This window comes from Glycomyces sp. NPDC049804 (genome assembly GCF_040674615.1).
GTDB lineage: Bacteria > Actinomycetota > Actinomycetes > Mycobacteriales > Micromonosporaceae > Glycomyces > Glycomyces niveus.
Genome location: NZ_JBFAMQ010000001.1, coordinates 454,440 through 467,772, shown reverse-complemented (window position 1 = coordinate 467,772; position 13,333 = coordinate 454,440). Strand labels below are relative to the sequence as shown.

General features: G+C 69.7%; 10 protein-coding genes. 9 read left to right on the top strand and 1 reads right to left on the bottom strand.

Translation table 11 applies throughout. From position 1 onward, the window contains the following. Nucleotides 1-101: 101 nt before the first annotated feature. The 5 genes from nadA (at nucleotide 102) to AB0K52_RS02125 (ending at nucleotide 6,052) form a co-directional block, all read left to right on the top strand. Nucleotides 102-1,268: a quinolinate synthase NadA gene (gene nadA, locus AB0K52_RS02145; RefSeq protein ID WP_363524858.1), complete on the top strand. Its 1,167-nt coding sequence runs from the start codon at nucleotides 102-104 to the stop codon at nucleotides 1,266-1,268. Between the two features lie 401 nt (nucleotides 1,269-1,669). Next, nucleotides 1,670-3,019, top strand: coding sequence for a UDP-N-acetylglucosamine 1-carboxyvinyltransferase (murA, locus tag AB0K52_RS02140; RefSeq protein ID WP_363525051.1), 1,350 nt, complete (start codon nucleotides 1,670-1,672; stop codon nucleotides 3,017-3,019). 93 nt (nucleotides 3,020-3,112) lie between these two features. Further along, nucleotides 3,113-3,769 carry a DUF3043 domain-containing protein gene (locus AB0K52_RS02135; protein ID WP_208495204.1) on the top strand — a complete coding sequence of 219 codons (657 nt, stop codon included), beginning with the start codon at nucleotides 3,113-3,115 and terminating at the stop codon, nucleotides 3,767-3,769. A gap of 133 nt (nucleotides 3,770-3,902) precedes the next feature. Continuing rightward, nucleotides 3,903-4,982: a WG repeat-containing protein gene (locus AB0K52_RS02130; protein ID WP_363524854.1), complete on the top strand. Its 1,080-nt coding sequence runs from the start codon at nucleotides 3,903-3,905 to the stop codon at nucleotides 4,980-4,982. Between the two features lie 74 nt (nucleotides 4,983-5,056). After that, nucleotides 5,057-6,052: an aldo/keto reductase family protein gene (locus tag AB0K52_RS02125; RefSeq protein WP_363524851.1), complete on the top strand. Its 996-nt coding sequence runs from the start codon at nucleotides 5,057-5,059 to the stop codon at nucleotides 6,050-6,052. Here AB0K52_RS02125 and miaA read toward each other — a convergent pair. Further along, a complete protein-coding gene (miaA, locus tag AB0K52_RS02120) occupies nucleotides 6,049-6,957 on the bottom strand; it encodes a tRNA (adenosine(37)-N6)-dimethylallyltransferase MiaA (protein ID WP_363524848.1) in 909 nt (302 codons plus the stop codon). The genes AB0K52_RS02125 and miaA overlap by 4 nt on opposite strands. 165 nt (nucleotides 6,958-7,122) lie before the next feature. Here miaA and AB0K52_RS02115 point away from each other — a divergent pair, with 165 nt between their 5' ends. The 4 genes from AB0K52_RS02115 to AB0K52_RS02100 all read left to right on the top strand — a co-directional run bounded on the left by AB0K52_RS02115 (nucleotide 7,123) and on the right by AB0K52_RS02100 (nucleotide 13,327). Continuing rightward, entirely contained in the window at nucleotides 7,123-8,340 is a 1,218-nt protein-coding gene (locus AB0K52_RS02115) for a DUF349 domain-containing protein (RefSeq protein WP_208495208.1), read from the top strand. A gap of 298 nt (nucleotides 8,341-8,638) precedes the next feature. Next, on the top strand, nucleotides 8,639-9,397 hold the full coding sequence (locus tag AB0K52_RS02110) for a tyrosine-protein phosphatase (RefSeq protein WP_363524845.1): 759 nt from the start codon (nucleotides 8,639-8,641) through the stop codon (nucleotides 9,395-9,397). Nucleotides 9,398-9,677: 280 nt separating this feature from the next. After that, nucleotides 9,678-11,471 (top strand): ABC transporter ATP-binding protein, encoded by a 1,794-nt coding sequence (locus tag AB0K52_RS02105; RefSeq protein WP_363524842.1) that lies wholly within the window; start codon nucleotides 9,678-9,680, stop codon nucleotides 11,469-11,471. After that, nucleotides 11,468-13,327, top strand: a complete 1,860-nt coding sequence (locus AB0K52_RS02100; protein ID WP_363524839.1) for an ABC transporter ATP-binding protein — start codon at nucleotides 11,468-11,470, stop codon at nucleotides 13,325-13,327. The genes AB0K52_RS02105 and AB0K52_RS02100 overlap by 4 nt, the downstream gene beginning before the upstream one ends. Nucleotides 13,328-13,333: the final 6 nt, after the last annotated feature.

Below are 13,333 nucleotides of genomic sequence, written 5' to 3'. Positions count from 1 at the left end.
CCGCTTTCCGACACTGGGGCGCGCCCACCCTGTGGACGGCTTGTCCGGATGGCGGATTCAGGCGTCCCGAGAAGGGCTCGAAAAGGATTAACATTGCCGCCATGACGGGCTTCAACGAACCTGCTTCCACTCAGACCGCGCTCCTGCTCCTGGGACGCGGCACCGACTCCGGCTCCGAGCGCGGCGTCGACTGCCCCGGTGAGCTGCCCGCGCCCTCCGACCCCGACCTGGTCGAGCGCGCCCGCGCCGCCAAGGAGGCCCTGGGCGGCAACGTCTTCATCCTGGGCCACCACTACCAGCGCGACGAGGTGATCCAGTTCGCCGACGTCACCGGTGACTCGTTCAAGCTCGCCCAGCAGGCCGCCGCGCGGCCCGACGCCGAGTACATCCTGTTCTGCGGCGTGCACTTCATGGCCGAGAGCGCCGACATCCTCACCGGCGACCACCAGCGGGTGATCCTCCCCGACATGGCCGCGGGCTGCTCCATGGCCGACATGGCCACCGCCTCGCAGGTCGAGCAGTGCTGGGAAGACCTCAAGCGCATCGGGATCGCCGAGACGACGGTGCCGGTGACGTACATGAACTCGACCGCCGCGATCAAGGGCTTCGTCGGCCGCGAGGGCGGCCTGGTGTGCACCTCCTCGAACGCCGAGCGGGCGCTGCGGTGGGCCTACGAGCAGGGCGAGAAGGTCCTGTTCCTGCCCGACCAGCACCTGGGCCGCAACACGATGGTCCGCGACATGGGCTACTCGCTCGAGGACTGCGTGCTCTACAACCCGCACAAGCCGAACGGCGGCCTCACCGACGAGGAGCTGCGGAACGCCAAGATCATCCTGTGGAAGGGCCACTGCTCGGTCCACGGGCGGTTCACGCTCGAGTGCGTCGAGGAGATGCGCCGCCTCGACCCCGAGGTCAACATCCTGGTGCACCCCGAGTGCAAGCACGAGGTCGTCGAGGCCGCGGACTACGTCGGCTCGACCGAGTACATCATCAAGAAGCTCGAAGCGGCCGAGCCCGGCTCGTCGTGGGCCATCGGCACCGAGCTGAACCTGGTGCGGCGCTTGGCGAACCAGTTCCCGGACAAGAAGATCTCGTTCCTGGACAAGACGGTCTGCTACTGCTCGACCATGAACCGGATCGACCTGCCCCACCTGGTGTGGGCGCTCGAAGAGCTCGTGGCCGGGCGGGTCCCGAACACCATCACCGTGGACGAGGCGACCGCCGCGCACGCGCGCGAGGCGCTCGACCGGATGCTCGCGCTGCCGTAACGCGCGCCGCACCGATGCAACCCCCGTCGCGGGCCGCGGCGTGTCTTCTGAGGGCGCGCTTCGGCCCGCGCGGGCGTTCGGCACACGCCTTGCACGGCCCGTCCGTTCACGGCTTCCGGATGCGGAGCCAGGTGCGCATGATCACCGTGGGTTATGTCGCTACCTGGGAGTTTTTCCCGTGGCCGTTCCGTTATCGTTGGTCCGCCGCGTAGATTAACGGCTTGCAGGCGCGGCCCGGAGTGTGAACCCCAGGCGTACGGCGCGATGCGGCCCGCACTCCAAGTTCCCGGCTTCAGTCCCAGAACTCCACCCACCGAGGAGACCTCTTGAGCAGCACCGACGCCACCCCCGAATCCACACCTTCCGAAACCGCCCGTGTCGAGGCTGCGCCTTCCGAGGACATGCTGATCATCCACGGCGGCACCCCCCTCGAAGGCGAGGTCCTGGTCCGCGGTGCGAAGAACCTGGTCTCCAAGGCCATGGTCGCCGCCCTCCTGGGCACCTCCCCCTCGGTCCTGCGCTCGGTGCCGGCGATCCGCGACGTGGAGGTCGTGACGGGCCTGCTGCGCGTCCACGGGGTCGACGTCGAGCTCGACGGCGACACGCTGTACATGGACCCCACCTCGGTCGAGTCCGCCGGCGTCGAGGAGATCAACGTCCACGCCGGGACCAGCCGCATCCCGATCCTCCTGTGCGGGCCCCTCCTGCACCGCCTGGGCCGCGCCTTCATCCCCGACCTCGGCGGGTGCAACATCGGCGGCCGCCCCATCGACTTCCACCTCGACGCCCTCCGCAAGTTCGGCGCGGTCGTCGAGAAGAGCGCCGACGGCACGCACCTGTCGGCCCCCAACGGCCTCCACGGCATCCGCTACGAGCTCGAGTACCCGTCGGTGGGCGCGACCGAGCAGGTGCTCCTCACGGCCGTGATGGCCAAGGGCACCACCGAACTGCGCAACGCCGCGATCGAGCCGGAGATCATCGACCTCATCTGCATCCTGCAGAAGATGGGCGCGATCATCAAGGTCCACACCAACCGCGTCATCGAGATCGTGGGCGTGGACGAGCTCAAGGGCTACTCGCACCGGGCCCTGCCCGACCGCATCGAGGCCGCGTCGTGGGCCTCGGCGGCGCTCGCCACCCAGGGCAGCGTGTTCGTGCGCGGCGCCCAGCAGGCCGACATGATGACCTTCCTCAACGTGTTCCGCTCCATCGGCGGCGCGTACGAGGTGGACGACGACCCGATCGAGGGCGGCATCCGCTTCTGGCACCCGGGCACCCCGCTCAAGCCCGTCGCGCTCGAGACCGACGTGCACCCCGGCCTCATGACCGACTGGCAGCAGCCGATCGTCGTGGCGCTCACCCAGGCCGACGGCCTGTCGATCATGCACGAGACCGTGTACGAGAACCGCTTCGGCTACACCTCCGAGCTGCGCCGCATGGGCGCCAACATCGAGCTGTACTCCGACTGCCTGGGCGGCACGCCGTGCCGCTGGGGCCGCCGCAACTTCCTGCACTCGGCCGTCATCGCCGGGCCCTCGAAGCTGCACGCCGCCGACCTGCAGATCCCGGACCTGCGCGCCGGGTTCAGCCACCTCATCGCCGCGATGGCCGCCGAGGGCACCTCGCGCGTCTACGGCGTCGACCGCTACATCACGCGCGGCTACGAGAACTTCGAGGCGAAACTCCTCGGCCTCGGCGCGAAGATCGAGCGGCCGGCCCCGGCCTCGGCGCAGCCTGCAAGCCGCAAGTGAGCCTGCGGACGAGCTGAGACGGAGCCGGTCGAGAACGCGTAGGTATGCTTGGGGAGCAGCATCCCGCAGCGAGTCGAGGAAGGCCTTAAGTCCGTGGCGAAGAAGTCCGTGCAGGCGGAGACACCTGCTCCCGAGGAGACCCAGACGGCTTCCGCCACCGACAAGAAGGGGAAGGCCACTCCCAAGCGGCCGAACCAGTCCAAGGCGCGCCCGCCGGTCAACCCGCCGCTGACGGCGAAGGAGAAGCGGGAGGCCCAGAAGAAGGCCGGCCCGCTCACCAAGGAGCAGAAGAAGCAGGCCCGGGAGGACATGCGCAACGAGCGCGCGCGCATCGCCGAGGGCCAGTGGAAGGGCGACCCGCTCTTCGACAAGTACCACCTGCCCCGCGACCGCGGCGCCGAGCGGCTGCTCGTGCGCGACATCGTCGACTCGCGCTGGTCCTTCGGCCAGTACTACATGTTCGGCGCGTTCGGCATCCTGATCCTCTCGACCTCCGGTTCGGTGCAGCTGCAGAGCTACCTGTTCATCGCGCTCATCGCGCTGACGGCCGTCATCGTGCTCGAGTCGGTGCTGCTCTCGCGGCGCGTGAAGCGCATCGTGTCGAAGCGCTTCCCGAAGTCCGAGCAGCGCAAGGGCGGCCTCTACTGGTACGCGATCCAGCGGAGCATCATGCCCCGCTCGATGCGCAACCCGCGCCCCCGCATGAGCTACAAGGCGAAGGAAGACGACCTCGGCAAGGTCGTCAAGTAAGGTGTGACGGGTCTGCCCGACCCGTCCGCCTTTGCACCGGTCCGGCCCGGGATCGTTCTGCTGTCGTCCCCGGGTCGTCCATGGCTTACCCTCGAAATGTCGTAGCCCTCTCTGACCCCGGAAAGTAGTCAACGTGGTGGATGTCGCGGCGGACTTGCGGGCGGGGCTGTTCCGCGCCCTCGGCCCACTCGATCGCGCCACCATGCGGCACGCGATCGCCGACACCGTAGCCCTCCAGCACCTCCGCGAGGAGGCCTCGATGCGGCTCGCCCGGGCCGCCGCCGAGGCCGACCAGTCCCGGCTGCTCGGCGTGCGGGCCGTGATCCTGCGCGTGCTCGGCGACTTCGACGGCGCCGAGGTGGACGCCGCGGCCGCCGTCAAGTACGCCGAGGCCGTCGGCGCCGACCTGCTCCTGGCCCCCGCACGGGCCCGCCTCGCGCAGGTGCTGCGCGTGCGGGGCCGCTACGAGGAGGCCGACCAGCTGTTCGCCCTCGCCGAGGCCGGAGAGCTGCCCCGGACGCTCACGGGCGCGGTGCGGGCCTACGCGGGGCTCTCGTGCATCGCGCAGGGGCGCATCACCGAATCGCTCATCCACGTGCAGCGCGCCTCCGAGCAGAACCCGCACGGGTTCGTCATGCAGATCGTCGAGACCGCGCTCTCGCTCATCGAGGAGCACGCCGCGAAGGCCGGGTTCGGGCCGTCGCCGCGCGGCTGGCCCGAACGCGCCGGCCACCCCGCGCCCGAGCGGTTCCAGGACCCCCAGACCGGCCGCTTCGGCTACCTCGGCGCGGACGGGCGGCCCGTCGTGCAGGCCGCGTTCAGCCAGGCCGGGGACTTCCGCGGCGGCGTCGCGGCCGTGTGCCAGGCCGACTGGGGCGCGATCGACCGCACCGGCACCGTCGTCGTGCCGATGCTCTACAGCTCCATGGAGAGCCCGACCACGGACGGGCGCACCGTCACCGGATTCGTCAACGGCGTCGCCGTCGCCTCCCAGCGCGGGCGCGTGCTCGTCGTCCACAAGACCGGGCGCGTGGTCGTGCCCCCGCGCTACCAGCGCGTCGAGGTGCACCCGTCCGGGTTCCTCGCCTCCGACGGGTACTCGTGGGGCGCACTCGGCCTGGACGGCAACGAGATCGTGCCGGTGCGGGTGGATCGGGCCGAGGCGCTGCGCACGCTGGACGCGGCCGTGTCGATCGACGACGGGCCACTGTAAACGCACAGCGTGCGCGCATCCTCTGTGATCTTGGAGGCTTTGACGCTAGCCGCTCGGCAGGTAATCTCTTTCGCATGGAGTTTCGTCATCTCGGCCGCTCAGGCCTCGTCATTTCCGAACTGGTCTACGGCAACTGGATCACCCACGGCGGGCAGGTGGAAGAGGACGCCGCCGTCGCGTGCGTCAACGCCGCCCTCGACGCCGGCATCACCACCTTCGACACCGCCGACGTCTACGCGCAGGGCGCCGCTGAGGAAGTCCTCGGCCGTGCGCTGAAGGACCAGCGCCGCGACGGGCTGGAGATCTTCACCAAGGTCTACTGGCCGATGGGCCCGGGCAAGAACGACCGCGGCCTCTCGGCCAAGCACATCAAGGAGTCCATCGACAACTCGCTGCGGCGCCTGCAGACCGACCGCGTCGAGCTCTACCAGGCCCACCGCTGGGACGTCGAGACCCCGCTCGAGGAGACCATGCAGGCGTTCGCGGACGTGGTCCACTCCGGCAAGGCCCACTACATCGGCGTCTCCGAGTGGACCGCCGACCAGATCCGTGCCGGCGCCGAGCTCGCCAAGGAGCTGAAGATCCAGCTCGTGTCGAGCCAGCCGCAGTACTCGGCCCTGTGGCGGGTCATCGAGGCCGAGGTCGTCCCGGCCTCCGAGGAGCTGGGCATCGGCCAGATCGTCTGGTCCCCGCTGGCCGGCGGCATCCTCTCCGGCAAGTACAAGCCGGGCCAGGCCGCTCCGGCGGGCTCGCGCGGCGCCGACCCGAAGTTCGGGCGGTTCGTCGAGGGCTGGATGAACGACGACGTGCTCGAGCGGGTCCAGCAGCTCGGCCCGATCGCCGAGGAGCAGGGCCTCACCATCGCCCAGCTGAGCCTGGCGTGGGTGCTGCAGAACTCGAACGTCTCGGCCGCGATCATCGGCGCCACCCGCCCCGAGCAGGTCCAGGAGAACGTCAAGGCCGTCGGCGTCAAGCTCGACGACGAGGTCCTGGAGAAGATCAACAAGCTCCTCGAGCCGGTCGCCGTGACCGACCCGAAGGAGACCACGGCTCCGAACCCCCGCGCCTAGCGCCGGGCGACGCCCGCGTGCGCTCGGATCGTCTCGAGGGCACGCGGCACGAGCTCCGGATCGGCCGCATCGAACCATTCGATGCGGCCGTCTCTTTTGAACCAGGAGCGCTGGCGGCGCACGAAGCGGCGCGTGCCCTGCACGGTGAGGCGGAAGGCCTCGGCCTCGTCGTACTCCCCCGCGAAGTGCGCGAGGACCTGCTGGTAGCCGAGGGCGCGCGACGCCGTACGGCCGTCGCGCAGGCCCTGTGACTCGAGTTCACGGACCTCGGCGAGGAGGCCGGCGTCCCACATGGTCTGGACGCGGCGCTCGATGCGCTCGTCGAGGACCGCCGTGTCGAGGTCGACGCCGATGCGGACCGCTTCGATGTGGGCCTTGGGCTCGGGCAGGCTCGCGGTGAAGGAGCCGGTGAGCTCGACGACTTCGAGCGCGCGCACCACGCGGCGGCCGTTCGAGGGCAGGATGGCCTGCGCGGCGGTGGCGTCGAGGGCCTTGAGGCGCTCCCAGAGGGCGGTCGAGCCCTCGCGTTCGAGGTCGGCTTCGAGGCGGGCGCGGATCTCGGGGTCGGTGCCGGGGAAGTCCATCTCGTCCAACGCGGCCTGAATGTAGAGGCCGGAGCCGCCGACGAGGACCGGGCGCTTCCCGCGGGCGCGGATGCCGGCGATCGCCTCGCGGGCGAGGCGCTGGTAACTGGCCACATCGGCCGGTTCGGTGACATCGAGGACGTCGAAGACATGGTGCGGGACACCGCGCTTCTCGGACTCGGTGATCTTCGCGGTGCCGATGTCCATGCCCCGGTAGAGCTGCATCGAGTCGGCGTTGACGACCTCGCCGTCCAGGGCTTGGGCCAGCGCCACCGAGAGGGCGGTCTTCCCCGCTGCGGTGGGGCCTACGACCGCGATCACCGGCGGCTGTAGGGTGGGGAGGCTGCCAGCGTGCGATGCAGAGCCCAACAGAACGACCCCTTCGGTTCAAGTGTCGGCACCACCCGGCTGGCGGCGACCCGTCAACCACCGTAAGGTACGGGAAGTACGTCCCTAAGTTCGTGTGAAGGATTTGAGATTACCGCGATGAGTGACCTCGGAGACTGGACCAGCTTCGGCCGCGTTGACGCCGACGGCACGGTCTATGTGAAAACCTCCTCCGGCGAGCGCGCGGTCGGCTCCTGGCAGGCCGGCTCCACCGAGGAGGGCCTCGCGCACTTCGCGCGCAAGTACGCCGACCTCGTGGTCGAAGTCGATCTCATCGCCGCCCGCCTGAACTCGGAGTCCGCCGACGTCGAGCAGGCCGCCTCGCAGCTGCGCAAGCTCCGCGAAGGCCTCGACACCGCGGCCGTGGTCGGGGACGTCGACGCCCTCGCCGCGCGCCTCGACGGCCTCTCGAAGCACGCCGAGGACAAGCTCGGCGAGTTCAAGGCCGCGAAGGACGCCGAGCGCGCCGAAGCGGTCGCCGCCAAGGAGGCCCTGGTGGCCGAGGCGGAGGAGCTCGCGGCGAAGGACAGCCACTGGAAGGCCTCGGGCGCGCGCTTCTCGGAGATCATCGAGGAGTGGAAGGCGATCCACGGGGTCGACCGCAAGACCGACCAGAAGCTGTGGCGCCGGTTCTCGGCCGCGCGCGACACCTTCACGCGCCACCGCGGCGCGTACTTCTCGCAGCTCGACGCCGAGCGCAAGGTCATCGGGTCGAAGAAGGAAGAGCTGATCGCCCGCGCCGAGGCGCTGTCGACCTCGACCGACTGGGGACCCACGGCCGACGCGCTCAAGGGCCTCATGGCCGAGTGGAAGGACGCCGGGCGGCTCGCGCCCGACGCCGAGCAGAAGGCCTGGAAGCGGTTCCGGGCCGCGCAGGACGTGTTCTTCAACGCCCGCTCGGAGGTGTTCTCGGCCCGCGACGCGGAGCTCGAGGCCAACCAGGCGGCGAAGGAAGAGCTCCTGAAGCAGGCCGAGGCGCTGGACATCGAGGCCGACCCGAAGGCCGCGCAGAACGCGTTCCGCGAGCTGCAGGCCGGCTGGCACGACATCGGCGCGGTCCCCCGCAAGAACCAGGCCAAGCTGCAGCGGCGCCTGCGCAACGTCGAGGACAAGCTCCGCGACGCGCTGGACACCGCCTGGCGCAAGGTCCCGGTCGAGAAGAACCCGCTGCTGCTCCAGATGCGCCAGCAGGTCGCCGAGGCCGAGGAGAAGCTGGAGCGCGCGAAGGCCGACGGGAACGCGGGCCGCATCAAGAAGGCGGAAGCGGACCTGGCGAGCAAGAAGCAGTTCCTGCAGCTTGCGGAAGGAACCAAGTAGCACAGCCTGCAGCTTGCGGAGGGAACCAAGTAGCACAGCCTGCAGCTTGCGGAGGGAACCAAGTAGCACAGCCTGCAGCTTGCGGAAGGACCGAGTAGCACCGCTTGCGGTCGGCTGAGGGCTCCGAGTAGGCGAAACCTGCCGTTGGCCCGGGGTTCGTGGAAACGCGTCAGCGCGTTCGCGGACCGATCGGGATAATGGGACAGGGCTACAACGGCGTGGACCGAGAGGTTCACGCCGTTCGCTTTGTCCCGGCCGTTCCCCGCAGCGCACCCCGTCGACAGGAAGGCAGCCGCACATGGTCCTCGAGCACAACCCGCTGGAGACGCTCCCCCCGCAGTTCATCCCGACCGAGAACATCTTCAACCTCCGCGACGTCGGCGGCTGGAACGCGGCCGGAGGCAAGAAGGTCAAGACCGGCCAGGTCTACCGCTCCGACAACTTCGGCAACGCGACCGAGGCCGATCTCGACCACGTCGTGAACCACCTGGGGATCAGGCACGTGATCGACCTGCGCCGGGCCGAGGAGTGGGAGGAGTCGGACCGCTTCCCCCACACCGACGGGGTCGATTTCCACCACTTCGAGATGCTCCACATCAAGTGGGAGCACATCGGCCTGCGGGCGACCGGCCTCTCGGACGAGGCGGAGCTCATCGAGTTCCTGCGCCACCGCTACACCGGGATGATGGAGTCCGGGTACAAGTCCGTGCGCGACACGCTCGAGGTGATCGCGAGCGGCGACCCGGTGGTCTTCCACTGCATGGCCGGGAAGGACCGCACCGGGATCATCGCGGCCGTGCTCCTCTCGATCCTCGGGGTCGACGACGAGGACATCGCCGCCGACTACCAGTTGACGCGCCACGGTTCGGCGCGCTGGCGCGTGTGGCGGGACGCCAAGTTCGGCAAGCCCACCATCGAGGGCGGCCTGGACGTCCCGGCGGAGGCGATGCGCCAGACGATCGCGGAGATGAACGCGCGCTTCGGTTCCCTCGAGCGGTACGCGGAGGCGACCGGCTTCAAGGACGCGGACCGCCTGCGAGCACTGCTGCTCGAGTAGCCGCTTTCTTGGTGATTGCCCCGACACTTTCGGTGTCGGGGCCTCGTTCTTGTCGGACCCGGGCCGCAGGATCGAAGCGGGCCGGGGGGCACTACCCACCCTGGGCGGGTGGAAGGCGCGGCTCGGCGAGCACGGCCGCCCGCGTCGCCCGCCACCCGCCTTCCGCGAACGCCCGTCGGGCCCCGTCACCTACCGGTCGGCAGGTGAAAATCGATTGCCCGGTGTCGTACCCTGCTCGTACGGTGGTCGGGTGGGCTCAGAGCGGTTGAAAACTCCAGAAGTGTCCGAACCAGACGATCTCGAGCCACAGGAACCGCCAACCGCCGAGAAGACGGCGCTGACGAACCTGTGGCGCATCAAGAAGTACCTCTACCCGTACCGGTACCGGCTGGCGCTGCTGTGGACGATGGTCCTGCTGAACATCGCCTCCGGCCTGGCCATCCCCCCGCTGGTGGGCAGGGCCATCGACGGCCCGATCCACGACGGCGACATGCAGGGCCTGTGGGTCATCGTCGGATGCATCGCGCTCCTGGGCGCGGCCGACGCCGTCCTCCAGCTCGTCCGCCGCTACATGCAGACCACGACCGCCATGGCGATCGAGGCGGACATGCGGGCCGGCCTCTACGAGCACCTCCAGCGGCTCCACACCGGCTTCCACGACCGCTGGCAGACCGGGCAGCTCCTCGCCCGCGTCACCTCCGACCTCGGCATGATCCGGCGGTTCTTCGCCGGCGGCCTGGTCTTCGCGATCACCTCGATCGGCATGATCGTGATCATCCTGGCGCAGCTGCTGTTCATCGAATGGCGGCTCGCGCTCATCGTCGCGGCCTCGGCCGTGCCGCTGTTCCTCATCGGCCGCAAGTTCTTCCGGGAGTACCTGCCCGCAGCGCGGTCCGAACAGGACCAGTCCGGCGAGGTCTCGAGCGCCGCGGAGGAGTCGGCGCTCGGCATCCGGGCGATCAAGGCGCTCGGGCGCGGGCCGCTCATGGCCGCGCGCTTCGAGAAGGAGGCCGCCGAGCTGCGCGACCGGGGCGTCAACAAGAGCCTCATCGCGTCCCGCTCCTGGTCGGGCTATGACGCGATCGCCACCACGGCGGTCGGCGCGGTCCTCGTCTTCGGCTCGATGATGGTCGCCGAAGGGCGGATGACCGTGGGCGACCTGACCGCGTTCGTCATGCTGCAGCTCGCGCTGCTGTGGCCGATCGAGGCCTCGGGCTGGGTCATGGCCCACGGCAACGAGGCCATGACCGCCGCCGACCGCGTCTACGAGGTCTTCGACACCGAACCGGCCATCAAGGACCGGCCCGGCGCGAAGGCCGTCGACCGCGGCGAAGTGCGCGGCGAACTCGTCTTCGAGGACGTGCGGTTCGGCTACGAGGACGACTCGCGCGACATCCTGCGCGGCGTGAACCTGCGGGTCAAGCCGGGCGAGACCGTGGCGATCGCAGGCAAGACCGGGTCGGGCAAGTCCACGCTCGTGTCGCTGCCGTCGCGTCTGAACGACCCGACCGGGGGCCGCATCCTCCTGGACGGCACCGACATCCGCGACCTGCGGCTCGCCAACCTGCGCTCGGTGGTGACCACCGCGTTCGAGGAGGCGACCCTGTTCTCGATGAGCGTGCGCGAGAACCTGGCGCTCGGCCGCCCCGACTCGGACGAGGCCGATCTCGAAGAGGCCCTTCGGGTCGCGCAGGCCGAGTTCGTGCACGACCTGCCGTACGGGCTCGACACCCGCATCGGCGAGCAGGGCCTCTCGCTCTCCGGCGGCCAGCGCCAGCGCCTCGCGCTCGCGCGGGCCGTGGTGGTGCGTCCGGCGGTGCTGGTGCTCGACGACCCGCTGTCGGCGCTCGACGTGCACACCGAAGAGCTGGTGGAGAAGGCGCTCGCGCAGGTGCTGCGCGGGACCACCGCGCTGGTCGTGGTGCACCGGCCGTCGACGGTGGCGCTCGCCGACCGCGTGGCGCTGCTGCACGAGGGCCGCATCGCGGCGTTCGGGAAGCATTCGGAGCTGATGGCCTCGAGCCCGGAGTACGTCGACGTGCTCTCGGCGGAGTCGGAGGAGGTGGCGGCGTGACGGTTACCGATAAGCCCGCCGACAAGCACGTGTCGTGGCGGGGCCAGGCGGAGTCGGCGGAGGCCGACCGCACGAGCGCCGAAGTGGACGACGCGGCGGCGATCAAGGAGCTGCGGGCGCAGTCGCGGCGCCTGCTGGGGTCGATGCTGCGGCCGCATAAGAAGGCGATCGGGTTCCTGTGCCTGATCCTGGTGGTGCAGAACTTCACGAGCATGGCGACGCCGCTGCTGGTGATGTTCGGGATCGACAACGCGATCCCGGCGATCAGCGAGCGCGGCGACTACTCGGTGCTGATCGGCATCGCCGTGGCGTTCGCGGTCGTCGCGATCACGAAGTACGTGTGCGTGCGGCTGTACATCGCGCAGTCGGCGAAGGTCGGCAACGCGATGCTGTTCTCGTTGCGGCTCAGGGTGTTCCGCAAGTTCCAGGACCTGTCGGTGTCGTTCCACGAGCGGTTCACGTCGGGCCGGGTGACGGCGCGGCAGAGCTCCGACATGGAGTCGATCCGGGAGATGACCGAGAACGGCGTCGACGACCTGGTGCTCGCAGGGTTGAACGTCGTCACGATCACCGTGGTCATGCTGGTGATCGACCCGCGGCTGGCGGCGGTGACGCTGCTGACGTTCCCGCTGATGTTCCTGCTGGGCCGCTGGTTCAACCGGGTGTCGACGCTGGCGTACCGGCGCGCGCGCGAGACCGTGGCGCTGCTCATCGTCTACTTCGTGGAGTCGATGGGCGGGGTGCGCGCGGTGCAGGCGTACCGGCGCGAGGAGCGCGACCGGGAGCTGTTCGCGGGGTTGAACATCGACAACCGCTTCGCGCAGGCCAAGGGCCACCAGCAGAACGCGTTCATGTCCGGCGGGATGCGGGCGATCGGCCACCTGGCGACCGTGGTGGTGCTGGTGTTCGGCGGCTGGCAGGTCATGCAGGGCAACACCGAGGTCGGTGTGCTCGCGGCGTTCCTGCTGTACATGAAGCGGTTCTTCGACCCGCTGAACGAGCTGGTGCAGTTCTACAACGTGCTGCAGTCGGCGACGTCGGCGCTCGAGAAGGTCTCCGGCGTGCTGGACGAGGAGATCGAGGTGGCCGAACCGGAGTCGCCGCGGTCGATCGAGTCGCCGCACGGCGAGCTGCGCTTCGACGACGTGCGCTTCCAGTACCGGGAGGACCAGGCGGTGCTGCCGGGCCTGGACCTGCGCATCCCGGGCGGGCAGACGCTGGCGCTGGTGGGCGCGACGGGCGCGGGCAAGACGACGATCGCGAAGCTCGTGAGCCGCTTCTACGACCCGAAGTCGGGCGCGGTGTCGCTCGACGGCGTGGACCTGCGGGATCTGAGCGAGCGGGACCTGCGCGAGAACATCGTGATGATCACGCAGGAGAACTTCCTGTTCAACGGCACGATCGCGGAGAACATCGAGCTGGGCCGGCCCGGTTCGAGCCGCGAGCGGATCGAGGAGGCCGCGAAGGTCGTGGGCGCGCACGAGTTCATCGAGGCGCTGCCCGAGGGGTACGACACGCACGTGCGCAAGCGCGGCGGTCGGCTCTCGGCGGGCCAGCGGCAGCTCGTGGTGTTCGCGCGGGCGTTCCTGGCCGATCCGCGGGTGCTGATCCTGGACGAGGCGACCTCCTCGCTCGACATCCCCTCGGAGCGGCTGGTGCAGCGGGCGCTGCGCACGATCCTGGCGGACCGGACGGCGATCATCATCGCGCACCGGTTGTCCACGGTGGAGATCGCGGATCGGGTGCTCGTGCTGGAGCACGGCCGCGTGATCGAGGACGGCCGCCCGGAGGAGCTGATCGACCGCGGCGGCGAGTACGCGACGCTGCACCGCCAGTGGGCGGACAGCCTCGTCTGATGCCGC